At 60.3% G+C, this 24,799-nt stretch carries 25 protein-coding genes and 1 pseudogene; 19 read left to right on the top strand and 7 right to left on the bottom strand.

Annotated features, from left to right (window positions below; translation table 11 throughout):
• Positions 1-8 precede the first annotated feature (8 nt).
• Complete coding sequence (locus L1069_RS07845) at positions 9-212, top strand: DUF1737 domain-containing protein (RefSeq protein ID WP_129369882.1); 204 nt, start codon at positions 9-11, stop codon at positions 210-212.
• Positions 212-1,258: a MaoC family dehydratase gene (locus L1069_RS07840; protein WP_237455285.1), complete on the top strand. Its 1,047-nt coding sequence runs from the start codon at positions 212-214 to the stop codon at positions 1,256-1,258. The genes L1069_RS07845 and L1069_RS07840 overlap by 1 nt, the downstream gene beginning before the upstream one ends.
• Positions 1,259-1,519: 261 nt before the next feature.
• On the opposite strand, the pseudogene L1069_RS07835 reads toward L1069_RS07840, so the two are convergent.
• The 4 genes and pseudogenes from L1069_RS07835 to L1069_RS07820 all read right to left on the bottom strand — a co-directional run.
• Positions 1,520-1,630, bottom strand: a pseudogene (locus L1069_RS07835) (transposase); the annotation flags it as partial.
• A gap of 593 nt (positions 1,631-2,223) precedes the next feature.
• Positions 2,224-3,231, bottom strand: coding sequence for an ABC transporter substrate-binding protein (locus L1069_RS07830; RefSeq protein WP_237455284.1), 1,008 nt, complete (start codon positions 3,229-3,231; stop codon positions 2,224-2,226).
• Positions 3,210-4,577 (bottom strand): sensor histidine kinase, encoded by a 1,368-nt coding sequence (locus L1069_RS07825; RefSeq protein ID WP_237455283.1) that lies wholly within the window; start codon positions 4,575-4,577, stop codon positions 3,210-3,212. Before L1069_RS07825 ends, L1069_RS07830 begins: the two co-directional genes overlap by 22 nt.
• Complete coding sequence (locus tag L1069_RS07820; protein ID WP_237455282.1) at positions 4,570-5,235, bottom strand: response regulator transcription factor; 666 nt, start codon at positions 5,233-5,235, stop codon at positions 4,570-4,572. Before L1069_RS07820 ends, L1069_RS07825 begins: the two co-directional genes overlap by 8 nt.
• A 106-nt stretch (positions 5,236-5,341) precedes the next feature.
• Here L1069_RS07820 and L1069_RS07815 point away from each other — a divergent pair, with 106 nt between their 5' ends.
• From L1069_RS07815 to L1069_RS07750, 14 genes are all read left to right on the top strand, one after another.
• Positions 5,342-6,328 carry a tripartite tricarboxylate transporter substrate-binding protein gene (locus L1069_RS07815; protein WP_237455281.1) on the top strand — a complete coding sequence of 329 codons (987 nt, stop codon included), beginning with the start codon at positions 5,342-5,344 and terminating at the stop codon, positions 6,326-6,328.
• A gap of 54 nt (positions 6,329-6,382) precedes the next feature.
• Complete coding sequence (locus L1069_RS07810; protein ID WP_237455280.1) at positions 6,383-6,865, top strand: tripartite tricarboxylate transporter TctB family protein; 483 nt, start codon at positions 6,383-6,385, stop codon at positions 6,863-6,865.
• A gap of 1 nt (position 6,866) precedes the next feature.
• Positions 6,867-8,381, top strand: a complete 1,515-nt coding sequence (locus tag L1069_RS07805) for a tripartite tricarboxylate transporter permease (RefSeq protein ID WP_237455279.1) — start codon at positions 6,867-6,869, stop codon at positions 8,379-8,381.
• A 305-nt stretch (positions 8,382-8,686) separates the two neighbouring features.
• On the top strand, positions 8,687-9,388 hold the full coding sequence (locus L1069_RS07800) for a DUF1194 domain-containing protein (protein WP_237455278.1): 702 nt from the start codon (positions 8,687-8,689) through the stop codon (positions 9,386-9,388).
• A 194-nt stretch (positions 9,389-9,582) separates the two neighbouring features.
• Positions 9,583-9,966: a succinate dehydrogenase, cytochrome b556 subunit gene (gene sdhC / locus L1069_RS07795; RefSeq protein ID WP_237455277.1), complete on the top strand. Its 384-nt coding sequence runs from the start codon at positions 9,583-9,585 to the stop codon at positions 9,964-9,966.
• Positions 9,967-9,983: 17 nt separating this feature from the next.
• Positions 9,984-10,355: a succinate dehydrogenase, hydrophobic membrane anchor protein gene (gene sdhD, locus L1069_RS07790; RefSeq protein ID WP_129369892.1), complete on the top strand. Its 372-nt coding sequence runs from the start codon at positions 9,984-9,986 to the stop codon at positions 10,353-10,355.
• Between the two features lie 18 nt (positions 10,356-10,373).
• Positions 10,374-12,179 carry a succinate dehydrogenase flavoprotein subunit gene (gene sdhA / locus L1069_RS07785; protein WP_129369893.1) on the top strand — a complete coding sequence of 602 codons (1,806 nt, stop codon included), beginning with the start codon at positions 10,374-10,376 and terminating at the stop codon, positions 12,177-12,179.
• A gap of 11 nt (positions 12,180-12,190) precedes the next feature.
• Positions 12,191-12,970: a succinate dehydrogenase iron-sulfur subunit gene (locus tag L1069_RS07780; protein ID WP_129369894.1), complete on the top strand. Its 780-nt coding sequence runs from the start codon at positions 12,191-12,193 to the stop codon at positions 12,968-12,970.
• A gap of 119 nt (positions 12,971-13,089) precedes the next feature.
• Complete coding sequence (locus tag L1069_RS07775) at positions 13,090-13,359, top strand: hypothetical protein (protein ID WP_237455276.1); 270 nt, start codon at positions 13,090-13,092, stop codon at positions 13,357-13,359.
• A 45-nt stretch (positions 13,360-13,404) separates the two neighbouring features.
• Entirely contained in the window at positions 13,405-14,115 is a 711-nt protein-coding gene (locus tag L1069_RS07770) for a divalent cation transporter (RefSeq protein ID WP_134830597.1), read from the top strand.
• Between the two features lie 129 nt (positions 14,116-14,244).
• The gene (locus L1069_RS07765; protein WP_237455275.1) at positions 14,245-14,397 is read left to right on the top strand and encodes a hypothetical protein; all 153 of its coding nucleotides are present in this window, start codon (positions 14,245-14,247) and stop codon (positions 14,395-14,397) included.
• 47 nt (positions 14,398-14,444) lie between these two features.
• The gene (locus L1069_RS07760; RefSeq protein WP_237455274.1) at positions 14,445-14,642 is read left to right on the top strand and encodes a hypothetical protein; all 198 of its coding nucleotides are present in this window, start codon (positions 14,445-14,447) and stop codon (positions 14,640-14,642) included.
• A 293-nt stretch (positions 14,643-14,935) separates the two neighbouring features.
• Entirely contained in the window at positions 14,936-16,111 is a 1,176-nt protein-coding gene (locus L1069_RS07755) for a type III PLP-dependent enzyme (protein WP_237455273.1), read from the top strand.
• Positions 16,112-16,210: 99 nt separating this feature from the next.
• The gene (locus tag L1069_RS07750; RefSeq protein ID WP_237455272.1) at positions 16,211-17,065 is read left to right on the top strand and encodes a DUF1989 domain-containing protein; all 855 of its coding nucleotides are present in this window, start codon (positions 16,211-16,213) and stop codon (positions 17,063-17,065) included.
• 243 nt (positions 17,066-17,308) lie between these two features.
• Here the strand turns inward: L1069_RS07750 and deoD are convergent, their stop codons facing one another.
• The 3 genes from deoD to L1069_RS07735 form a co-directional block, all read right to left on the bottom strand.
• A complete protein-coding gene (deoD, locus tag L1069_RS07745) occupies positions 17,309-18,013 on the bottom strand; it encodes a purine-nucleoside phosphorylase (protein ID WP_237455271.1) in 705 nt (234 codons plus the stop codon).
• A 21-nt stretch (positions 18,014-18,034) separates the two neighbouring features.
• Positions 18,035-18,352, bottom strand: a complete 318-nt coding sequence (locus tag L1069_RS07740; protein ID WP_129369901.1) for an H-NS histone family protein — start codon at positions 18,350-18,352, stop codon at positions 18,035-18,037.
• Between the two features lie 117 nt (positions 18,353-18,469).
• Positions 18,470-20,437 (bottom strand): protein meaA, encoded by a 1,968-nt coding sequence (locus L1069_RS07735; protein WP_237455270.1) that lies wholly within the window; start codon positions 20,435-20,437, stop codon positions 18,470-18,472.
• 240 nt (positions 20,438-20,677) lie between these two features.
• On the opposite strand from L1069_RS07735, the gene L1069_RS07730 reads away from it, so the two are divergent.
• The 3 genes from L1069_RS07730 (at position 20,678) to ccrA (ending at position 24,641) form a co-directional block, all read left to right on the top strand.
• Positions 20,678-21,730, top strand: a complete 1,053-nt coding sequence (locus L1069_RS07730) for an acyltransferase (protein WP_237455269.1) — start codon at positions 20,678-20,680, stop codon at positions 21,728-21,730.
• An 81-nt stretch (positions 21,731-21,811) separates the two neighbouring features.
• Positions 21,812-23,242 carry a 1-acyl-sn-glycerol-3-phosphate acyltransferase gene (locus L1069_RS07725; protein ID WP_237455268.1) on the top strand — a complete coding sequence of 477 codons (1,431 nt, stop codon included), beginning with the start codon at positions 21,812-21,814 and terminating at the stop codon, positions 23,240-23,242.
• Between the two features lie 112 nt (positions 23,243-23,354).
• The gene (gene ccrA, locus L1069_RS07720; RefSeq protein WP_237455267.1) at positions 23,355-24,641 is read left to right on the top strand and encodes a crotonyl-CoA carboxylase/reductase; all 1,287 of its coding nucleotides are present in this window, start codon (positions 23,355-23,357) and stop codon (positions 24,639-24,641) included.
• The last annotated feature ends 158 nt before the right edge of the window (positions 24,642-24,799 follow it).

The raw sequence follows: 24,799 nt of genomic DNA, 5'->3' as shown, positions 1-24,799 counted from the left end.
AGGATGCTATGAAACTTTACCGATTTTTGTCCGAAGACGACACCTCGGCCTTTTGCCACAAGGTCACGCAAGCGCTGAACAAGGGCTGGGAGTTGCATGGCAGCCCGACCCAGGCTTTTGATCCCGTGAAGGGGATCATGCGCTGCGGCCAGGCCGTGGTGAAAGAGGCGGACGGGACCTACACCCCTGAGACCAAACTGGGAGAACACTGATGGCCAAGACCAGCCCGGCCAAAACCAATCCGGGACGCTTTTTCGAAGACTATACCGTTGGCGAGGTGATCCGCCATGCGGTGCCGCGCACGGTGTCGGGCGGCGAGCGGGCGCTGTATCATGCGCTTTATCCGGCGCGCCATGCGCTGTATTCTTCGGATGAATTTGCCCGGGCCGCTGGTCTGCCTTCGGCGCCGCTGGATGATCTGGCGGCCTTCCATGTGGTGTTCGGCAAGACGGTGCCGGACATTTCGCTGAATGCGCTGGCGAACCTTGGTTATGCCGAGGGGCGCTGGCTGCTGCCGGTCTATCCCGGCGACACCTTGCGCTCAGAATCCGAAGTGATTGGTCTCAAGCAGAACTCCAATGGCAAATCCGGTGTGGTCTATGTGCGCACCCGCGGGTTGAACCAGCGCGATGACTGCGTGATGGAGTATGTGCGCTGGGTGATGGTGCGCAAAGGTGATCCGGACGTTCCGGCGCCGGAAACGGTGATCCCGGAATTGAACAAGGTGATCCCGGCGGACCAGCTGGTGATCCCGGCCGGGCTGGACTTCCGCAACTACGATTTCACCCTGGCCGGCGAGCCGCACCGCTGGGGCGACTACGCGGTGGGCGAGACCATCGACCATGTGGATGGCGTCACCATCGAGGAAGCCGAGCACATGATGGCGACCCGCCTGTGGCAGAACACCGCCAAGGTGCATTTCGACAATACTGCCCGGCCCGACGGCACCCGGCTGATCTATGGCGGCCATGTGATTTCAATGGCGCGCGCGCTTAGCTTCAACGGGCTGGCCAATGCGCAGATGATTGCGGGATTGAACGGCGGCGCGCACGCTAATCCGTGCTTGTCGGGTCTGACCGTGCGGGCCTGGTCCGAGGTGCTGGACAAGGCCGATACAAGCGCGCCTGGCGTTGGTGCGATCCGGCTGCGGCTGGTGGCGACCAAGGGCGGCGCGCCGTTTGAGCTGAAGGGCGAGGATGGCAAATACCTGCCGGACGTGCTGCTGGATCTCGATTACTGGGCGTTGATGCCGAAGTGACGCAAGGGGGCTTTGCCCCTTCGCGCCTTGGGCGCTCATCGTCAGGGTTTACGTGTTCGTCATTGCCGTTGATGCGGCCGGTGCCAGATTTAGAGCGGCCGGTTTCCGGGGAGCCATCCAGGGGACTGGCGGTGGGTGGCCGACCCCCGGAAAGACCTGACGCCGTCGGCATTGCGGTCGTAAAATATCCCGCCAGCCGCCGCGCCATATGTCCGGCCATCCGAACGGCAGATGATTGCGCAGCAATCAATGAGAGGAGGCCAGCGGCCCTAGAAGCGCGGTCGAGCGGCCAACCCAATCGGTCAGCGTCGAGCGATCCAGATCGCCCCCGTCGCGGGCATAGGTTTGCGACTGCCGGTACAGCGGGCAGTGACCGGTGTTCTTTCGGGGCTTGCGCCGCCCCACATCGGCGGTCCCCTTCGAACTTGCTGACCAGGACATGTGCCAAAATGCCAGGACCGGGACGCCGCGCCCGAGGGGCGTGACGGCAGCACGGATTGAACGACCCGGCCGCAATCGGCACAGGCCATGTGTTATCCGGCAGGCGATTTGCATGGCAAATCTGCCGAGAGAGCGCGGGCGGACAATGCGGTTCAACAGTGAGCCTTGCGGGCGCCATTGGTTCGAGCCCCAAGGCGAACGCGGCCGTCCAGCAGGCTTGCTGCTGCGTTGCAGCCCACGTCACCGATGCCGCCAATGACCCCCGTAATGAGATGCCTAAGCCATCCCGTATTTCTGCTGCGCGGTGTTTGAACCGGAAAGGTGCCGTACAGAGCCACCATTCGCTGCGGACGGGCCAATGGCAGCTATCCTGAGCGAAGCGCCAAGGGGAGCCAGCGCCATGACATTGATCTCGCACTGCCGAAATAGTTCCTCCCAATACCGCCCAAAAAGCCAAATGAACTAGGGAGATGCGCGCTGGCGGCACCAACGCGTCCAAGTCGCCGGCAAGACTACTGGCAAGACTACTGGAAAACGGCGCTTTCCCACTCTTCGAGAAATGTCCGCCGCTTCAGTTTGTCCAAATAGGTAAGCAGCGCGGGTTCCAGAGCAATAGCCGACTGGCGAACACTGTCTTGCGCTGAGCCAAGGGGCGGCAGCTTGATGTGTTTTTCGCCAGCCTTGCTGGATTGCAGGAAGATCAGGTGGCGGATGAACGCGGCTGCAATCTGGGGGTTTGGTGCGTCTTTAGAAACGAAGACGGTCCGCATTATTGTTGTCGGAAAATCGGAAGGCAGGATGATCTGCAAACCATCATCCGGATTGGGGCGCGCCGCGGCATAGCTGCCAAGCACGTTATAGGCAACTGCGATAGTACCATTGGCGAGGTCATCGATCATCTCGCCCGAACAGCAATAGAGGCGCACGCCCAGGCTTCCCATCACTTCCGTCAACCTCCAGTAGGTCTCGGAGACGCGAGCATCCTGGGTAGCAAACAGATATCCGACGCCGGACTTGCGAACATCATAGGTGCCGATCCGGTTGCGGAAGAAATCCGGCCGATCACGCATGGCCTGTATCAATGCCTGCCTGGTTTTTGGAACTTCATGTCCGGAAAAAGCCGCGCGGTTTATCACAATGGCAGCGGGTTCGGTGGTGAAGGCAAAAAGACTGCGCCGCCATTGTGCCCAATCAGGGACTTCCAGCGCCGGAACGGTACGGGCGTAGCCATCATTGGCAAGTTTGAGCTGAAGATCCATCGCGCTGGAGACCGCCAGATCGAACGCCTGCGGCGCCTGCCGGATCAACCTGTCTACTTCAACCGTTCCGGTGACCAGATATTCCACCGAGACATTCGGGTTCACCGCTAGAAAACTGGTAATGATCGGGGCGATGAACGAGGTGTCGGTGCTTGAAAGCACCCGCAGGGTCCGGGTCGCGGATTGCCCTTCAAAGACTTGCCGGTCTTCCCAGTCTTGCGCGGCCGCCAGCAACGGCCAAAGACAGATGATTACGCCGAAAAGATAACGCATGCGCCGCCTTCCGGTCTATTTGAAAGATCCAATGTCCCGCCATGCGCAACCGCCACATCCCGCGCGATCGTCAAGCCAAGCCCGGAACCGATGATGTTTTTGGCGTTTGCTCCCCGGGTAAAACGTGACGCCAGGGTGCCGATCTCGTCTGGAGGGAAACCTTGGCCCTGGTCGTGGACTTCAACCTGCGCCCGGGGCCTCGACCTGATGCGGATATGAATGACAGTTTCGCTTGGCGCGTATTTGAGCGCATTGTCGATGATGTTGCGGAGGGCGTTCTGAAGCAGGATCGGGTCGCCTGAAATCGGCACCGTAGCTTCGGTATCCAATCGCAGCTCTACATCTTTCATCTCAGCCACCGGTGACAGGCGCTGCACAAGTTCCTTCGTCAGATCACCCAGATCAAGGTTCTGGCGTTCCAGATGATCGGCGCGAAATGTAATCATCGCATGATCCAGCAGCTGTCCGGCAGCGCGCGAACTTTCGTCGATTGCGCGCACCATGGCCCTTAATGCCTGGCGGTTTTCCTCCTTGCCGACGCGCTGCAAAGTTGCCTCGGCATGGGACCGGACCGTGGCCAGTGGCGTGCGCACCCTATGGGCGGCTTCGGCGATGAAATCTTCGGATTGCTGCAGGGAGTGGTCGAGGCGTGTCATAAACCTGTTCAGAGAGGAGACCAGCGGGGCCATTTCCGACGGCACCGGCTGCGAGACCGGCCGCAGGTCCTGCGGCCCGCGGCGGGTCACCGACAGGGCAAGCCGCCTGAGCTGTCCAATGGTTGTGGAGGTTGCCCAGAACGACAGCAGTGTGGCCAGCAGAAAGAACCCCAGACCAAAAATTGCGACGTTGCGGGAAATCACGTTCAGCGTTCCGGCCAGAGCATCCTGGGTCTGGGCAATTGAGACCGTAATCCGGGTTTTGGCATCTGCCCCGATCAAGACACGCGATGCCGTGGCCAGGCGCATTTCGGCACCGCGGAACGCAATAGTCTGAAAGCCGGCCCTCTTTCCGGGCGGTATTTGCAAGCGCGGCAGGTCTTCATATCCCGACAACACGGTGTCATCCTGATAGATCGCATAAAAAATCCGGTCATCGGATGCCGTCGCCAGCATGGCGAAAGACGCATAGGGAAAGTCGATTTCAACGGCACCGTCACGCAGGATGGCCGCGTCCAGTATTGATGTCACCGAGGCGTTTATGATGTTGTCCTGACCTCGCTGTGCAATTTGCGCCGCATAGCTCCGCGCCACAAAAAATAACAGAATGGCAAGCAGTGCAGCGCCGCCGATCAGGGTGATTGCCAGGCGGTTCCGCAGCGATCCTGAAACACGAAACGCATCACTCATGGTCCAACCGGTATCCAAGACCGCGATGGGTGGTGATCTTGAGGCTGGAGTTTTCAAGATGTTTGCGAAGCCTGCCTATATACACTTCAATCGCGTTTTCCGACACGTCCTCATCGTAGGAAAAGAGGCTGTCGGCCAGCTTCTGTTTCGGGAAAATCCGGCCAGGAGAATTGATCAGAAGTTCAAGCAGCCGCAGTTCACGATTGCGCAGGTTGACGGTCTCGCCGCCAACCGCGAGGCGGCCTGCCACCGGATCAAAGGTCACGTCGCCGATGCGCAATACGGTTTGCGCAGTACCGGTCTTGCGTCGCAGCACGGCGCGGCAACGCGCCTGAAGCTCGGCGTGGTCAAAAGGCTTGGTGAGATAATCATCCGCTCCGAGATCCAGCAGGCTGATTCTGTCGGAAACCTGGGAACGCGCGGTCAGAACGATAACAGGTGTGTCCTTCTCCCGGGCACGGTGCTGTTTGAGAAACGTCCGGCCATCCCCATCCGGCAGCATGATATCCAGCAGAATCAGATCATAATCGCCAACTTCGGAATAAGTGATGGCATCCCGGATTTTATACGCATGGTCAACCACATGACCGTCAAATTTCAACCGTGAACAAATCGCATTTGCCAGGTCGGCATTATCTTCGATCAAGAGAAACTTCATCAGGATTTACCCCGCTTTTTGCGGCGTGACAGGTCTGTGTCAGGTTGGCGTGTTTGAATGTCTCAACTGAGCCGTCTTGCGGACAGTTGTCAAATGGGAGGAAAAAATGACGACATTCAAAATCGGCCGTCGCGTCCTTATGGCGGCCGCTGTTGCGGCGCTTGGTCTTGGAGCGCCGGCATTTGCGGGCGAAGAACCAGTCCTCGACAGTATTCACTTTCTGATTCCAGGCGGTGCCGGCGGCGGATGGGACGGCACAGCCCGCGGCACTGGCGAGGCCCTGACCAAGGCTGGGCTTGTCGGCAACGCATCCTACGAAAACATGTCCGGGGGCGGCGGTGGCAAGGCCATCGGCTATCTCATCGAAAACTCTGAAAGCAACCACGGCACTTTAATGGTCAACTCGACACCCATCGTGATCCGGTCACTGACAGGTGTGTTTCCGCATAACTTCCGCGATCTGACCTTGGTTGCCGGAACAATCGGTGATTATGCCGCGCTGGTCGTTGGCAAGGACAGCCCTATCGACTCGATGGAAGACCTTTTGGCCGCCTTCGACGCCGATCCGCGCGCAACTGCGATTGGCGGTGGTTCGGTTCCCGGCGGCATGGATCATCTGGTCGCCGCGATGGTGATGGAAGCGGCGGGCAAGGATCCGCTGGACGTCAAATACATTCCGTACGATGCGGGCGGCAAAGCCATGGCCGCGCTTTTGTCGGGTGAAATTGCAGCCCTGTCGACCGGTTTTTCGGAAGCAGTGGACCTGGCGGCTGCGGGCGAGATCAAAATCATCGGGGTGACATCCGAGGAGCGCGTAGCGGCAGCGCCGGATGCAATGACGATGAAAGAACAGGGCATCGGTACGACATTTGTGAATTGGCGCGGTTTCTTCGGCGCGCCGGGGCTGCCGGCGGACAAGGTCACAAAGTACCAGGCGGCACTTTCAAAGATGTATGACACGCCGGAGTGGGAGGAAGTCCGGGGCCGCAACGGCTGGGTCAACATCCACAACTCGGGCGATGCGTTCAAAACTTTCCTGGAAGAGCAAGAGCAAGTCATCGGCGATTTGATGAGAAAGCTGGGCTTCCTGTGAAGCCTGGACTGGCAGAGCGGGTGATCGCTCTGCTCGTTGCAACGGGAGGGGAAAATGGCACTTGATCGATGGATTGCACTGATATTGCTAGGTATTTGCCTGACCTATGGCTTTACCGCCTGGTTCACGATGGATACGGGGCTTGCACCGTTCATGCAACGCAACCCGATCTGGCCAAGCACCTTTCCCAAAGTGCTTTCAATCCTGGGCGTGCTCGCCTCGCTGGTTGTTCTTCTGGGGCTCGAAAAGGGCGACGTGACGATTGGCGAAATCGATTACCGGCGGCTGGGCGAATACAAGCTAGGGCAGGCCATCCTGCTGCTGGCGCTGATGGTTGCCTATGCGCTGTGCCTGCGGCCGCTGGGCTTTATCGTTTCAACCGCTGCCTTTCTGATCCTCGGCTCGTTCGTTCTGGGAGAGCGCAAGTGGCATATCATGATCATCGTTGCGCTGATCGCCACATTGGTTGTCTGGTACCTGGTGCAACAGGTCCTCGGCATTTACATGCGCCCGCTGCCGGGCTTTTTTGGAGGCTGATATGCTCGAAGGACTTCTCATCGGTCTGCAAACGGCGTTCTCAATTCAAAATCTTTTGATGGTGATCGGCGGTTGCCTGATCGGTACTTTTATCGGCATGCTTCCCGGTCTTGGACCAATGTCGATCATCGCCATCATGATTCCGGTGGCGATTTCAATGGGCGATCCATCGGCGGCATTGATTTTGCTGGCCGGTGTCTATTACGGGGCCATTTTTGGCGGTTCAACCTCGTCGATCCTGCTGAACGCTCCAGGCGTCGCAGGAACGGTAGCTTCGAGTTTTGACGGATATCCTATGGCCAAGCAGGGCAAGGCCGGCAAGGCCCTGACCATTGCCGCCATTGCCAGCTTTTGCGGCGGCACCGTGGGGGCGCTGCTGTTGATGGTTTTTGCCCCCGCCCTGTCCTCGGTCGCGCTTCTCTTTCACTCGGCTGAGTATTTTGCACTGATGGTCGTCGGTCTGTCGGCGATTGCGGCCTTCGCTGGCACCGGGCAGGTTGCCAAGGCTCTATTGATGACTGTGCTTGGCCTGATCATGGCGACAGTAGGGGAGGGCGCACTGTTTAACCTGCCGCGCTTCACGATGGGGATCATGGATCTGCAATCCGGCTTCGGTTTCATCACTCTTGCCATGGCGATGTTCGCCCTGCCCGAAGCGCTCTTTCTGGTGTTGAAGCCAAAGGAGACACATGACGGCAGCGATGACGAGATCAAGGATTTGCGGATCAACCGTACCGAGGCCAAGGCTATCGCACCAGTGATTGGCAGGCAGTCGCTACAAGGGTTCTTCATCGGAGTTCTGCCAGGCGCAGGCGCCACGATCGCCAGCTTTCTTGGATATGCGGTCGAACGTAACATCGCAACCAAGGACGAGCAGGCTGAATTCGGCAAAGGCTCGATCAAGGGCCTTGCCGCCCCGGAAACAGCCAATAACGCCGCCTGCACCGGTTCATTTGTGCCCTTGCTGACTCTGGGCATTCCCGGTTCGGGCACGACCGCGATTCTGCTGGGCGCGCTCATCGCGCTGAACGTAACACCCGGCCCGCGTTTGATGATTGACGAACCGCAGGTGTTCTGGGCAGTCATTATGTCGATGTTTATTGGCAATCTGGTGTTGCTCGTACTGAACCTGCCGTTGATCCCCTACATCGCCAAGGTGCTTTTGGTTCCGCGCAACTACCTGATCCCCTTCATTCTCTTTTTCACGCTGATGGGGGCGTATATTGGTCAAAACAACGCGACCGAATTGCTGATCCTGGTGGGGTTCGGCATCTGCGCCACGGCACTGAGGTTTGCGGACTATCCACTTGCCCCCCTGCTTATCGGGTTCATTCTCGGCGGCATGCTCGAAGATAATTTCGCCCGTTCGATGCAGCTCTATGATGGTGTTTCGTTCATTTGGGAACGCCCGATTACAGTCGGCCTTCTCGTGGTCGCGGGACTGCTTGTCGTTCTTCCCGGTTATCGGGCAAGGCGGGCCGCATTGCGTGCCTCAGGCATAGCTGATGGTGACTAGCCGGCGAATTTTGGAACCTGGTCTGCCTCCGCAGGTCAGCGCTCTGTACCAGTTCGAACATGCCGCAGAAAGCGTAGTTGGGGCTCTTGCCGGTTTTCTCTGCGCAGAAGACGAGCGGCTGCTCTGCTGAAAATCGCATGGGCAAAGAGCGGTCCGGTATTTGGCGTCAACACGATCTTTGTCCCTGGTTACGGAGCGAACAGGTGTTGATCAAAGCAACACGGCAGAAATTTTCAGCCGGATGAACAGAGGAGGCTGGCAGAAATGTGATGACCCTTGGTGCGATTGCCGCTTAAGCTGGCTGCATGCGGGTTTTGCAGCTTCTGGTAATCTCGGCGCTCTCCCTCTGGCCGTTGCGGGCAGCGGCCTGCGATCTGGCATTGGTGCTGGCGGTGGATGTCTCCGGGTCGGTGGATGCCAAGGAATACCGCATTCAGATGGACGGGCTGGCGGCAGGGCTGCGCGACGGGCTGGTGTCAGAGGCGCTGGTCAAGGCGCGCGCGCAGGTGCTGTTGGTGCAATGGTCCGGCGAGTCACGGCAGGAGGTGACGTTGCCTTGGGTTCCGGTGCGCAGTTTTGCAGATGTCGAGGCATTGGCCCGGCAGATCGAACAGGCGCCGCGGCCCTGGCGCAACTACTCCACCGCGGTGGGGGAGGCGCTGTTTCTGGCGCTGGATCAGTTTTCCGCAGTGCCGGATTGCAAACGCAGGGTGATCGACATTTCCGGCGACGGATTTTCCAACGAAGGTGTTGAGCCGCGCGAAGCGCATGGGGCGCTGTCCGCCCTTGGGGTGACAGTGAACGCCATCGCCATCGAGCAGAGCGAACCGGATCTGACAGCCTATTTTTTTGAAAACGTGATCCGCGGCGACGGGGCTTTTGTGGTCACCGCTTCCAGCTTTGACGACTACCCTTCGCGGATCCGCAAAAAGCTGGTGCGGGAGGTTGCCAAGCAGACCGCTGCGCTGCCGCCCGAGGCAGACAGGAGGGCGCTGGCTTTGCAGTGATTTGCAGATTGCCTTGTGATTCTGCAAAAATTTTCCAATTTGTAAATTTGTGATCACTAATTATTTGCTGTGATCACAAGTCGTGGCCTTTTAGCGCCAACAGAGCAATTTCCCGTGTTTTTTAACACTTCCTTCGGGTGACACGCCGTAAAAATCGGCTAAAACGTCGTCAGCCAACCTGAAAAGGAGCCAACATGGCCGATGTCAATCGGGGCAACCGCCCGCTTTCGCCGCATTTGCAGGTCTACCGGCCGCAGCTGACCTCCCTGACGTCGATCCTGACCCGGATCACCGGCAATGCGCTGATCGTCTCGGCGCTGCTGATTGCCTGGTGGTTCCTGGCCGCCGCAACCTCGCCTGAATACTTCGCCATTGCCGATGGCGTGCTGACCAGTTGGTTCGGCGATCTGGTGATGACCTTGTCGGCGCTGGGTCTTTGGTATCACACGCTTGCAGGTATCCGGCACCTGATCTGGGACAATGGCTATATGCTGGATCTGGACCAGGCCGAGAAGCTGGGCTGGTTTGTGATCACAGGATCAGTGATCCTGACCGTTCTGACCATCATTATCGTCTAAGCTGAAGGACACACGCGATGCGATTTCTGACTGACCGCAAGCGCGCCGTTGGCATGGGCGCTGCAAAATCCGGAACCAGCCACCATTGGGCGATGCAGGTGAGCTCGGTTGCTCTCTTGATCCTGGTGCCGCTGTTTGTCTTCACCTTCGGCTCAGCGCTGGGCGGATCTTACGAGGAGATCACCGCCTATTATGCGCGCCCGTTCCCGGCGCTTGTGGCGGCGCTGACTATCTGGGTCGGCATGATGCACTTCAAGTCCGGCGCCCAGATCATGATCGAAGACTATGTTCACGGCGTCAAAGGCCGCCTGACGATCATTCTGGTCAACTGCCTGTCTTATGCCGTCGCCGCGACCAGCGCCTATGCGCTGATCCGCCTGGCCCTGTAATCTCCGAGGTTTCCATCAATGGCTGCTTACGAATACGAAACACATGAATATGACGTGGTCGTGGTTGGCGCCGGCGGGGCTGGCCTCCGCGCGACGCTGGGCATGGCGGAACAGGGGCTGCGTACTGCATGCGTGACCAAGGTGTTCCCGACCCGCTCCCACACCGTGGCAGCGCAGGGCGGCATCGCCGCCAGCTTGGGCAACATGGGGCCCGACAGCTGGCAGTGGCATATGTATGACACCGTCAAGGGCTCCGACTGGCTGGGCGACACCGACGCGATGGAGTATCTGGCGCGCGAAGCCCCCAAGGCGGTTTACGAGCTGGAACACTATGGCGTGCCGTTCTCGCGCACTGAGGAAGGCAAGATCTACCAGCGCCCGTTCGGCGGCCACACCACCGAGTTCGGTGAGGGCCCCGCCGTGCAGCGCACCTGTGCCGCCGCTGACCGGACCGGCCACGCGATCCTGCACACGCTTTATGGCCAAAGCCTAAAGAACAACGCCGAATTTTATATCGAGTATTTCGCCATCGACCTGATCATGTCCGACGACGGGCAGTGCCAGGGCGTGGTGTGCTGGAAGCTCGATGACGGCACCATGCATATCTTCAACGCCAAGATGGTGGTGCTGGCGACCGGCGGTTATGGCCGCGCCTATTTCTCCGCCACTTCGGCGCATACCTGCACCGGCGACGGCGGCGGCATGGTGGCCCGTGCCGGCCTGGCGCTGCAGGACATGGAGTTCGTGCAGTTCCACCCGACCGGTATTTACGGCTCCGGCTGCCTGATCACCGAGGGCGCGCGGGGCGAGGGCGGCTACCTCACCAACTCCGAAGGCGAACGGTTCATGGAGCGCTATGCGCCCCAGTACAAAGACCTGGCGCCGCGCGACTATGTTTCCCGCTCGATGACGATGGAAATCCGCGAAGGCCGCGGTGTGGGTGCTGAGGGCGACCATATCCACCTGAACCTTTCACACCTGCCCGCCGAGGCGCTGGCGGAACGGCTGCCGGGCATTTCCGAGAGCGCCAAGATCTTTGCTGGTGTGGATGTGACCAAGGAGCCGATCCCGGTTCTGCCCACCGTACATTACAACATGGGCGGCATCCCGACCAACTATTGGGGTGAGGTGCTGAACCCGACGGCTGACGATCCGACCGGTGTTGTACCGGGCCTGATGGCCGTGGGCGAGGCTGGCTGTGCCTCAGTGCATGGCGCCAACCGGCTTGGCTCCAACTCGCTCATTGACCTGGTGGTCTTTGGCCGTGCCTCGGCCATCCGCGCGGGCAAGGTTGTGGATCCTGAGGCGGCGAACCCGGTGCTGAACACGGCTTCTGTTGATAAGGCGTTCGACCGTTTTGATGCCCTGCGCAATGCCAAAGGCAGCATCCCGACTGCGGATCTGCGGCTGGAGATGCAGAAATGCATGCAGGCCGACGCCGCTGTGTTCCGCACTGCGGAAACCATGGCCGAAGGCGTCGAGAAGATGACCGCGATCGCCGCCAAGCTGGACGACCTGCAGGTGACCGACCGGTCGCTGGTCTGGAACTCCGACCTGATGGAAACGCTGGAGCTGACAAACCTGATGCCAAGCGCGCTGGCCACCATTGTTGGCGCCGAGGCCCGCAAGGAAAGCCGCGGCGCCCACGCGCATGAGGATTTCTCGACCCGCGACGATGAAAACTGGCGTGTCCACACCGTTTCCCGCGTGGCGGGCAACAAGGTAGAGCTCAGCTACCGTCCGGTGATCACCGACCCGCTGTCCACCGAAGAAGAAGGCGGCATCAGCCTTGCCAAAATCGCGCCCAAGGCGCGGACGTTCTAAGGAGACAGATCATGGTACAATTCAGCCTCCCGAAGAACTCTAAGATCACCACGGGTAAAACCTGGCCCAAGCCGGACGGCGCCAGCAATGTGCGCAAGTTCAAGATCTACCGCTGGAACCCGGATGACGGCCAGAACCCGCGTGTCGATACCTATTTCCTGGACATGGACAGCTGCGGGCCGATGGTGCTGGACGCGCTGATCAAGATCAAGAACGAGATTGATCCGACCCTGACCTTCCGCCGGTCCTGCCGCGAAGGGATCTGCGGCTCCTGCGCGATGAACATCGACGGCATCAACACGCTGGCCTGTATTTATGGCATGGATGAGATCAAGGGTGATGTGGCAATCTATCCGCTGCCGCATATGCCGGTGGTCAAGGACCTTATTCCCGACCTCACGCATTTCTATGCCCAGCATGCTTCAATCATGCCTTGGCTGGAAACCAAGACCAACCGCCCCGCCAAGGAGTGGAAACAGTCGATTGAGGACCGCAAGAAGCTGGATGGGCTTTATGAGTGCGTGATGTGCGCCAGCTGCTCGACCTCCTGCCCAAGCTACTGGTGGAACGGCGACCGTTACCTTGGGCCCGCAGCCCTGCTGCATGCCTACCGCTGGATCATCGACAGCCGCGATGAGGCCACGCCTGAACGTCTGGATCAGCTGGAAGACCCGTTCAAGCTTTACCGCTGCCACACCATCATGAACTGTGCCAAGACCTGTCCCAAAGGTCTGAACCCGGCCAAGGCGATTTCGCATATCAAGCAAATGATGGTCGAGCGCAGCGTTTGATATGCAACACGACTGATCCGCAAGGATCCGCTGTCCAGCAGCGATGAAAATTGCACCACCCCCGGTTTCCTGCGAAACCGGGGGTATTGTTTTTCCCCAGGCAGACGGCAGGCACAGAAATGAAATCCATCTTTCCGGCCATTGCGGCCTTAAGCATTCTTTCAGGCTGCTTGTCGGCGGCAGACAATGACCGTTTGGGCGCGCAGCTTGCTGCCACCGACGCCCGCATCCCCGGTTGTATCGACGCGGCGGGCATTACCGGGCAATACCGGGTGCGGACCGAGTTCCTGGGCCATGGGGCCGGGGCAATTGTCTTGCGGACCGTGCAGTCCGGGCAAAATGTGACGGACGGGCAGGCGGCGCAGGCAACCTCCTGCATTAACGCCTGACGCAATCGGGTTGAGGTTCGGTAGAGCCGGCCCTAGGCTGCAGGCATGCAACCACATGTTTTTGCCATTCTTTTAGCCGGGCTTGCCGGTCTCGCCATGCCGCTGGGCGGCTTCCTTGCCTGGTGCGAGCATATCCGCAACCCGATGCTACGGGACGAAGTGCTGCACACCATCGGGGCCTTTGGCGGCGGGGCGCTGGCCTCGGCAGTGGCGCTGGTGCTGGTGCCGGAAGCGGCCGGGGTGCTGCCGCCCGCTTGGGCGGTTGGCCTGTTTGCCGCTGGCGGAGCGGTGTTTTATGCGGTCGATACGCTGTTGCAGCGCCATGGCGGCAGCGGTGCATTGCTTCTGGCGATGCTTCTGGACTACCTGCCGGAGGCGATGGCGCTTGGCGCAATGCTGGTGGCCGATGCTGCCACTGCCAAGTTGCTGGCGCTGATGATCTTCCTGCAGAACCTTCCCGAAGGCTTTGCCGCCTTCCGCGAAGTCTGGAATGGCAGCAGCCCGGCCTGGCATGTGTTGCTGGCCTTTCTCGGGCTGGCCGCGCTGGGGCCGGTCTGCGCGCTGGCAGGACTTGTTTGGCTGGCGGACGCCCGCGCCGCGCTGGGGGCGATCATGATCTTTGCGGCTGGCGGGATCCTCTATCTGTTGTTTCAGGATATCGCGCCCAAGGCCCATTCCAGCCGCAGCAGCGTGCCGGCACTGGGTGCGGTTGCGGGGTTTGCGCTGGGGCTGGCCGGGGAGCTTCTGACCGGCTGAGACTTGCCTGCCGGGTTTGCAATGCGGTGCCTGCATGGCGCCTTTGCACAATCATCTGCTGCAGCGGGTTTGGCCTGCGCCTATCCTCCTCCGCGAGGGAGGATATTGCCAGACTATGGAGGCAACCAGATGAACCCCGTGAAACCAAAAAAGAAGCAGGCCGCACAAGACGCACTGGAAGCGCTGGAGCAATCCTTCGCCTATTACACCCCGGAACCGCTGCCGGCGGTTGAGGAGGCTGACCCCGGCGAATGGGTGATCGAATACTATCAGGCGGCTTGAGGTTCATAGCGGTTGAGCTTGCTGCTGCCGCCGCATAGACAAGGGCCATGCCCCTATTGCTGCTGCTTCTCCTCGCCGGTGTGTTCGGCTATTTCCTGCGGCGCCGCAGCGCCTCCGGTCTGACCCGGAATTGCCGCTGGCGCCAGCAGCGCGCCAAAAGTCAATGGCGCTGCAGCTATTGCGGCGCGGTTGCGCCGGGCGGGGAAGCCCCGCGGATCTGCGGCAATCCGCAGCGTAAGCTCTAGGGAAACTCTCCCGCGCCCGCAGGCGCACCGGCTGCGCCGGAGTGCCTTCCGTGCGGCCCAACTGCGGCGGGGCTTTGCAAAGCCCCTGAAGCAGGCGGGAGCGCACCGGTCTGCCGGTCTGCTGCAGGCATGGCAAAGAAAACACTTGAACGACTCAGGCACATGCCCGATATGGACGCCCAAGACGCCAACGCACGCGCCTCTGGCGAAAGGGGTTACGCCCCTACGGTTACGTAGCGACGGTAACGTCTCTGACAGAACTGAGCGGTCATATATGGCCGGGTCTTTTGGAGATGACCATGAACGCAAACGTAGCCGGGCTGACTGCCCGTAATTGCGAAACTGTATCCCGCACTTTGAGCTTCATCGCCGCAAGCCGGTTCGAGCGGCCGACATTGGTGGTGGACGCCGAAGCGGTTGCCGCAAAATACCAAGCATTGGCCCGCGGGCTGGGCCGCGCCCGCATTCACTATGCGGTCAAGGCCAATCCGGCAGCGGGCATTCTTGAGCGGCTGGTGCAGGAGGGATCCAATTTCGATGCGGCCAGCCGGGCGGAGATCGAAATGTGTCTGGCGGCGGGGGCCGCGGCCAGCCGGATCACCTTTGGCAACACCATCAAACGGCCTGCCGACATTGCCTTTGCCCACAGCATCGGCATCACCCATTTTGCCGCCGATGCGCGTGAGGAGCTGGATAAGCTGGCTGCCCATGCGCCGGGTGCCAAGATCTGCCTGCGGCTGATTGTTGAGGCCAGCGAAGCCGATTGGCCGCTCAGCCGCAAATTCGGCTGCACGCCGGAAAAGGCGCTGAAGCTGATGGATTATGCTGCCGCCCGCGGCTTGCAGGTCGAAGGCCTGTCTTTCCATGTCGGCTCGCAAACCCGCGAACCGCAGATGTGGCAGGGCACGCTGGAGCAGGTGGCGCGGGTCTGGCGGCAGGCGCATGAGGCAGGCCATAAGCTGAACCTGCTCAATATCGGTGGCGGTTTTCCGGCCTCTTATGGTTCGGACATGATGCCGGCCGAAGATTACACCCGCGCAGTGATGGCGCAGGTTGGCGCGTATTTCGGCGATGTGCCGGAGATCATGGCCGAACCGGGACGCGGGTTGGTGGCCGAGGCAGGCGCCATTGCCGCCGAGGTGCTGCTGGTCTCGCGCAAGCATGACGATGACTTGCACCGTTGGGTCTATCTCGATATCGGCATGTTCTCGGGCTTGGCCGAAACCATGGGCGAGGCGATCCGCTACCGGATCACCACGGACCGTGACCACGAGACCACCGGCCCCTGCATTCTGGCCGGACCTTCCTGCGACAGCGCGGATGTGCTGTACGAGCGCAAGCCCTACCAGCTGCCGCTGGGGCTGAGGGGCGGGGACCGCGTGGTGATCCATTCCTGCGGCGCCTATACCTCGACCTATGCGTCGGTCGGCTTCAACGGCTTCCCGCCGCTGGATGTTGTGGTGATCTGACGGTTGTGATCCGGCCGGGTGTTCCGGCCGTTGCGGCGGGGCTTGCAAGCCCGCGGCGATGCGGTCTTGATGGGGCAAACAGACAGGAAGGCTTGCCCCATGACCGACATACCCGCAGCCCCCGCCGATGCGGAGGCCCGTCGCGCCGTCCAGCCCGTGGTCTGCTATCCCAACGAGACCCTGCCTGCGCCCGATCTAGCACTGTATCAGCAGGCCCGGCTGGGCGCAGTGAAGACCGGCGAGGCGCTGGCACAGCCCCGCGAAGCCGCTTGTTTTGAGGTGCCGGCCGGGCATTTCTTCCGGATCAGCTCAGTGGAGGGGCCGCAAGTCGGCGACCTCAACCTGTGGAACAGGAACGACCTGAGCGAGCGGTTCTATTCCGGCAAGACCCGCGCCTTGCATGGCACCCATATCACCACGGGCGAGCGGATGTGGACCAGTTTCCCGCATCTGCGCCCCATGGCCACGATTACCGCAGATACCTTGGGCTGGTACGGGATCGATGATTTCGGCGGCTCGGTGCATGACGTGATCGGCACCCGCTGCGATCCTTACACCGGCAACCTGCTGGCCGGCAGCCAGTACCACCACTGCTGCCATTCCAACCTGACACGCGCATTGGCGGAACATCTCGGCCTTTCCCTGGCGGAGGCGGAACCGCATGTGCATGACGTGCTTAACGTCTTCATGTGTACCGGCTTTACCCGGGATACCGGCCAGTACTTCATGAAGGCCAGCCCGGTGCGGCCCGGTGATTATCTGGAGTTCTTTGCCGAAATTGATCTTCTCGGCGCCCTCAGCGCCTGTCCCGGCGGCGATTGCTCGGCTGAGCATTCCAGCGATACCGCTGCCTGCCATCCGCTGCTGGTCGAGATCTTTGCACCCGCAGCAGGCGCGCTGAAGGGCTGGCAAAGCCCGCCCCGCAATGGTTATGACCGCAGCCATGGCCGGTAGCGGTCAGAAAAGGAAAGCTGCCATTCCGCTGGAGGCGCCAATATTGGCGCGAACTCTGGAGAAACGGCAGCTTTCTGGAATGCATCGGCGTTAAACGCGTTCGGCCTTAAGGGCACTATGAATCAATGCGGGCGGAGATTGCATTCAAAGTGGCTCTTGGCCGCATTGGTCAAAAATTCAGGCTGACAATAAAAAGGGCAGAGGAAAACCGCTGCCCTTACTTTTTAATGAATTAACCCGACATCAGGAAAATGCGGCTTCCAACGCAATTTCCACCATGTCGCCAAAGCTGCGTTCCCGGTGATCGGACGGCAAGGCTTCGCCGGTGCGCAGATGGTCAGACACCGTCAGCACTGCCAGAGCCCGGCAGCCATGCCGGGCCGCAAGCGTGTAAAGCTCTGCGGCTTCCATCTCCACGCCGAGAATGCCGTGGCGCACCATCTGCTCATTCAGGTCGGGGCGTTCGTCATAAAACACATCTGACGAGTAGATGCCGCCGATATGTGTTGCGGCATCACGTTTCGCCGCAGCTTGCGCCGCCGCCTGCAGCAGGCCCCAATCAGCGCAGGGGGCAAAGTTCAGCTCCCGGAAGATGCCGCTGGAGGGGCTGTTAAGAGTGCTGGCAGTCATCGCCAGAATCACGTCGCGGACCTTGACCCTGTCCTGCATGCCACCGCAGGAGCCGATGCGGATCAGCGTCTTGGCGCCGAAATCACGGATCAGCTCATTGACGTAGATCGACAGCGAGGGCATCCCCATGCCGCTGCCTTGAATGGTCACCGGATGCCCGTTCCAGCTGCCGGTGTAGCCCAGCATGCCGCGCACTTCGTTAAACAGTTTGGCGCCTTTCAAAAATGTCTCAGCAGCCCATTTCGCCCGGTAGGGGTCGCCAGGCATCAAAACAGTTTCCGCAATATCGCCTTTTGCAGCGCCAATATGAATGGTCATGGTTTTGCTCCGCCGTCAGGTTCAGATTTCCAGGTCGGAAATATCCATACCTGCGGTCAGCGCAGCATGCACCCAATGCGGTTTGCGGCCGCGGCCGGTCCAGGTTTCGTCATGGTTGCTGGGGTTGCGGTATTTGGGGGCCGCTTTGTTTTTCTTTACGCCCTGGCGCGAAGCACCGGCGATTTCGTCCAGGGAGAAGCCGTATTTCGCAGCCGCTTCTTCAGCCGCTTTCAAAGCTTCCTGGCGTTCGCGCAGTTCTGCTGTGCGCAACGCTTCTTCCACATCGCTTTGCAGCTGAAGAAGTTCTTTTCTGGTCATTGCCGAAAGATCGAGGGTCATTCTGCACTCCACATTAAATGACATACCGGAAGCCCCGGTATGTCATTCCTTATGGCGCAAATGCCAGACGCGTTTCAGCATCTTTTTGGTAATTCGCGGAAAATTGCCTAAGAAAGATCAATTTGCTGCAATTTCCGGTGGCCTTGCCAAGTTCACAATGTCGCTCATAATTGAATTGAGCTCAAAGTCTTTGGGGGTGTAAACGCGAGCTACGCCCATGGTTTTCAACCTTGCCGCGTCGTCATCGGGGATGATCCCGCCGACAATCACCGGGATGTGGCCAAGACCGGCCTCTTGCATCCGGCTCATCATTTCCTCGACCAGCGGCAGGTGGCTGCCGGACAGGATCGACAGGCCAACCACATGGGCGTCGTCTTTTTGCGCGGCTTCTACCAGCTCTGCCGGGGTCATGCGGATGCCGTCATAGGTGATGTCCATACCGCAATCGCGGGCACGGAAGGCGATTTGCTCGGCGCCGTTGGAATGGCCGTCCAGCCCCGGCTTGCCAACCACAAATTTGATCCGGCGGCCCAGGACGTCGCTGACCGCATTCACCGCATCGCGCAGGTCGTCCAGTCCTTCGGTCTTATTGGAAACGGACGCCGACACGCCGGTCGGACCGCGGTAGGTGCCGTGGACCTTGCGCATCTCCTCGGCCCATTCGCCGGTGGTGACGCCAGCCTTGGCAGCGGCGATGGACGGTTCCATGATATTGGCGCCGCTTTTCGCCGCAGCCCGCAGGGCGGCTAGTGCAGCTTCGACCGCCGCAGTATCGCGTTCAGCGCGCCAGGCGTTCAGGCGGTTGATCTGCTCCTGCTCGACTGCCGGGTCCACAACCATGATGCCGCCGTCTTCGGTCTGCAGCGGCGAAGGCTCGCCCTCGGTCCATTTGTTGACGCCGACCACAACGGTCTCGTTCTTTTCAATCCGGTTCAGACGCTCGGCGTTGGAGTCGACCAGGCGGCCCTTCATGTACTCGATCGAGGCGACGGCGCCGCCCATCGATTCCAGGTTGGCCAGTTCGGCCCGGGCGCCGTCCTTCAGCTCTTCGACCTTGGCATCCACCGCCGGGTTGCCATCGAACAAGTCGCCATACTCCAGCAGATCGGTCTCATAGGCCAGAATTTGCTGCATCCGCATCGACCACTGCTGGTCCCAGGGGCGGGGCAGGCCAAGTGCTTCGTTCCAGGCGGGCAGCTGCACCGCGCGGGCGCGGGCTTTTTTCGACAGGGTCACCGCCAGCATCTCGATCAGGATGCGATAGACGTTGTTTTCCGGCTGCTGTTCGGTCAGGCCCAGCGAGTTCACTTGCACGCCGTAACGGAAGCGGCGGAATTTCGGATCCCCCACGCCGTAGCGGTCGCGGCAGATCTCATCCCACAGATCGACAAAGGCGCGCATCTTGCACATCTCGGTGACAAAGCGGATGCCCGCATTCACAAAGAAGGAAATCCGCCCGACCATTGCCGGGAAGTCTTCCGGCGCGATGCGCGGCTTTAGCTCGTCCAGAACCGCCTGGGCGGTGGCCAGTGCAAAGGCCAGCTCCTGCTCCGGCGTGGCACCGGCCTCCTGCAGGTGATAGGAACACACGTTCATCGGGTTCCACTTGGGCACGTTGGTATAGCAGTACTCGGCCACATCCGCGATCATCTTGAGGCTGGGTTTGGGCGGGCAGACATAGGTGCCGCGGCTCAGGTATTCCTTGATCAGATCGTTCTGCACCGTGCCCTGCAGTTTGGCGACATCCGCGCCCTGTTCCTCGGCCACCGCGATGTAAAGCGACAGCAGCCAGGGCGCCGTCGCATTGATGGTCATCGAGGTATTCATCTGCTCCAGCGGGATCTGATCGAACAGCGCCCGCATGTCGCCCAGATGGCCGATCGGCACGCCGACCTTGCCCACTTCGCCGCGCGCCAGCACGTGGTCGCTGTCATACCCGGTCTGGGTCGGCAGGTCGAAGGCCACCGACAGGCCGGTCTGTCCCTTGGCCAGGTTGGCGCGGTACAACGCGTTGGACGCCGATGCCGTGGAGTGGCCGGCATAGGTGCGGATCAGCCAGGGGCGGTCTTTTTGCATCTGCGGCATGTCGGGCCTCGCGAGTCAGTGTGCGGTAATTTTATTTCGTCACGCAGATGTAAACTGCAATTTTCGACCCATGTCAATTCGCTGCGTTGCGGCATTGCCCTTAGCGGTATCAATTTCTTCAGTTTCTCCAAAAGGTAGATTGCGGCAAAGCCACCTCCCGCATAGGGTCCGCGGTATTTATATCTAATTTTCATTGAGGGCATTATGGCTGAAACCAGCAGGCTGACCGAATTTGACGGGTTGCGCGCCATTGCCTTGCTGTCCGTCGTTCTGTTCCACTACTTTCAGCGTTTTCCAGAATTCTACCCCTATGGGGACAGCCTTCTGCCCGTGGCGGGCTACGGCTACCTTGGTGTTCACCTGTTCTTTGTCATTTCCGGTTTTGTCATTTCGGTCTCGCTCAGGTCCGGAAGCGGCTTGCACGTGTTTCTGTTCAAGCGCCTGCTGCGGCTGTGGCCGCCTCTGGCGGTCTGCGCGGTCATCACTTTTATGGCCATGCACCTCATCGACAGCGCATTCAGCAACTCTGTGCAGACCGGCTTCAGCGGTTTTGCGGCATCGCTAAGCTTTATCCCCCCAGCCTTTTGGCGGTTCAATTTCGGCTTCGACGGCTACATAGACGGGGTGTACTGGACATTGACCTGTGAAGTGCTGTTTTACCTCTGGGCGGCGGTTTTGTTTGCAGTCTTCGGGCCCCGCCGGTTTGCCGAAGGTGCAGCCCTGGTGCTTTTGGCCGGGCAATCTGTCTTGTTAGCGGCGGACTTCATTTTTCCGGACCTTGTGCCTTTGCAACTGAACATGCTGCTGCTCGTGGGCTACGCGCATTTGTTTGCGGCCGGTGTCCTTTTTGCCCAGGTATATAGCCATGGCGCCTGCACCCGTACGCTTGCGCTGCTGGGGGCAAGTTTTGCGGTGGCGCTGGGCATGGCGCAGGACGCGGGAGAGGCTGCAATACTGACGCTGATCTACCTGATTGTTGCCGCCTGCGCCTGGCGCCTGCCTGCGGCGCGGCTGTTGGGATGGCGGCCTTTGTCCTGGATCGGGCTGGTCAGTTATTCGGTTTATCTGCTGCACAACAATATCGGTATCACGCTGTTGTCTCTGTTACTCCCAGGCCTGCCCGGCGCGGTGTATCTTGCCAGCGCTGCGGGGGTGCTGGGCGGGATTGTGCTGCTATCCTGGGGTGTCTTCACCTGGGTCGAGAAGCCCTCGCAATCTCTTGCCAGACGATTGGGCGCGTGGTTCCAGGAGCCCAGACCGGCGGATGTGCCGGACGGCCTGCAACGGGAGTAAAGCGCGGCAGCATTGCGGCAGGACCGGTGCGCGCCTTCAATTTCCCTTGTAACACCCTGCGGCCTGCGCAACTGTCCTGATATGACGCAAACCGTGGAAATTCCGCTGTGGTTATTCATGCTGATCGTGGGCTTCGCCGCGGTGACTTTTGCCTCGCATTTTCTGTTTCCCTCGGTGCGCTGGTTTTTCCGGCGGCGTCTGGAGCGTGCCGTAGCGCGGCTGAACAAGCGGCTTGAACGCCCGATTGAGCCGTTCAAGCTGGCCCGGCGCCACGACATGATTCAGCGGCTGATCCACGATCCGCAGGTCGCGCAGGCAGCGGCGGATCACGCGGCGGCAGAAGGCATTCCCGAAAACGTGGCGTTTGAACAGGTGCGCCGCTATGCCCGCGAGATCGTGCCCGGGTTTTCCGCTTTTGCCTATTTCGGCCTCGCTATCCGCGCGGCGCGGCTGTTGTCCAATACGGTCTACAGGGTGCGGCTGGGCCATCAGGACGAGGCGGCGCTGCGCGCCATCGACCCGAATGCAACGGTGGTCTTTGTGATGAACCACCGTTCGAACATGGACTATGTGCTGGTAACTTATCTGGCGGCGGATCGCACGGCGCTGTCTTATGCGGTGGGGGAGTGGGCGCGGGTCTGGCCGCTGTCACGTCTGATCCGGGCGATGGGCGCCTATTTTATCCGCCGCCGTTCGCGTAATGATCTCTACCGCAAAGTGCTGGCCTCCTATGTGCGGCTGGCAACCCGCGGCGGATCCACCCAGGCGATGTTTCCCGAAGGGGGCCTAAGCCTGGACGGTGCCATTGCTGCCCCCAAGCTGGGCCTGCTGAAGTATATTGTCGAAGGCTATGACCCGGAGGGGCGCGATGTGGTCTTTGTGCCGGTGGCGTTGAATTACGACCGGGTGCTGGAAGACAGGATCCTGACCTCTGCTGCCAAGGATGGCGACCGCAGGTTCCGGGCCCGCATCGGCCTGGTGGCGCTGCGGCTGCTGCGGCTGTTGTGGCTGTGGATGACCGGGCGTTACCACCGTTCGGGCTATGCCGGAGTGAACTTTGGCCGCCCCCTCAGCCTGGCCGCGTTTGGCGCCGGGCGGGACGGGGACATGACCAAGCCGCTGGGGCGTGAATTGATGGCACGGATCAGCACCATTGTCCCGGTTCTGCCGGTGCCGCTGATTGCCGCCATCCTGCAGCAGCACGGTCCCCTCAGCCGTGCCGCGGTTGAGCATCAGCTGGCGGATCTGATTGCGGCGATGCCGCTGGCCCATGTCCACATGCCGCGGGAAAACCTGGCCTATGCCGCGGACGCAGGGCTGAGGCAGCTGGCGCGGCGCGGTCTTATCACCGAGAACAACGGGTGGTTCAGCCCGGTCGCGGCGCGGCGCGATCTGCTGGCCTTCTATGCCAATTCGATCCGCCACCTGTTGCCTCGAAACGGTCCGAACGCGGATGGCGGCGACGGTTTTTCTGCACCTGCCAAGGACAATGCTGCATCTGCAGGGTCATAAAATTACCCATACTCGCCAAAAGAGGTTGCAATATTACCTTCTCAATCCTATCCCTCAGGTAACCGCTGCGATTCTGCACCGCGGCAATTGACAGGATGCAAAGGAGGCCATCATGGCATTGGATACCCAGACTGACGTCATGTCGTACGAGGCGCCCGAGAAAGATCTCTATGAGATGGGCGAAATGCCCCCGATGGGATATGTGCCCAAAAAGATGTACGCATGGGCGATCCGCAAGGAACGCCACGGCGAGCCGAACACTGCGATGGAGCAGGAAGTTGTCGACGTGCCCGAGCTGGACAGCAACGAAGTGCTGGTTCTGGTGATGGCGGCGGGCGTCAACTACAATGGCGTCTGGGCCTCCCTCGGCACGCCGATCTCACCCTTTGACGGCCACAAGGCGCCTTATCACATTGCCGGTTCCGATGCTGCCGGCATCGTCTGGGCGGTCGGCTCCAAAGTCACCCGCTGGAAAGTCGGCGACGAGGTGGTGATCCACTGCAACCAGGACGACGGCGACGACGAGGAATGCAACGGCGGCGATCCGATGTTCTCGACCAGCCAGCGGATCTGGGGCTATGAGACCCCGGACGGTTCGTTCGCTCAGTTCACCAATGTGCAGGCCCAGCAGCTGATGCCGCGCCCCAAGCACCTGACCTGGGAAGAAAGCGCTTGCTACACGCTGACGCTCGCCACCGCTTACCGGATGCTGTTCGGCCACGAGCCGCATGACCTGAAGCCGGGCCAGAACGTGCTGGTCTGGGGCGCTTCAGGCGGCCTGGGGTCTTATGCGATCCAGCTGATCAACACGGCCGGCGCCAACGCCATCGGCGTGATCTCGGATGAAAGCAAGCGCGACTTTGTCATGGGGCTGGGCGCCAAGGGCGTTCTGAACCGCAAGGACTTCAATTGCTGGGGGCAAATGCCCACAGTGAACACCCCCGAATACGCTGCCTGGTTCAAGGAAGCGCGTAAATTCGGCAAAGCGATCTGGGACATCACCGGCATAGGCGTAAACGTCGACATGGTGTTCGAACATCCCGGTGAGAGCACTTTTCCAGTCTCGACTTTCGTCTGTAAAAAGGGCGGCATGGTTGTGATCTGCGCGGGCACCACCGGCTATAACCTGACCTTTGACGTGCGCTACATGTGGATGCATCAGAAACGTTTGCAGGGTTCGCATTTTGCCCATCTCAAGCAGGCCGCGTCTGCAAACAAACTGATGGTCGAGCGCCGCCTGGATCCCTGCATGTCCGAAGTCTTTACCTGGAACGATCTGCCGGAGGCGCATATGAAGATGCTGCGCAACGAGCACCTTCCCGGCAACATGTCGGTACTGGTTCAGGCGCCAAAGACCGGCCTGCGCACCCTTCAGGATGTGCTCGACGCCAAAGGCTGATTTGCCGGCGCGTCCAGGATGGACTGAAATCTCCCCGCGAATCACATATGTGCTTCGCGGGTTTTTTTTGTAATTTTATCCGTTTCAGGAAGTTAACCGCTGCGCCCTCCCTATTTCTGGGGAGGCGCGGTTCTCAGGCCGCGAAATTATGTTGTTGG

Origin of the sequence: Leisingera sp. MMG026, from assembly GCF_021654205.1 — a bacterium.
Classification (GTDB): domain Bacteria; phylum Pseudomonadota; class Alphaproteobacteria; order Rhodobacterales; family Rhodobacteraceae; genus Leisingera.
This window is presented reverse-complemented; position numbering and strand designations above follow the sequence as displayed.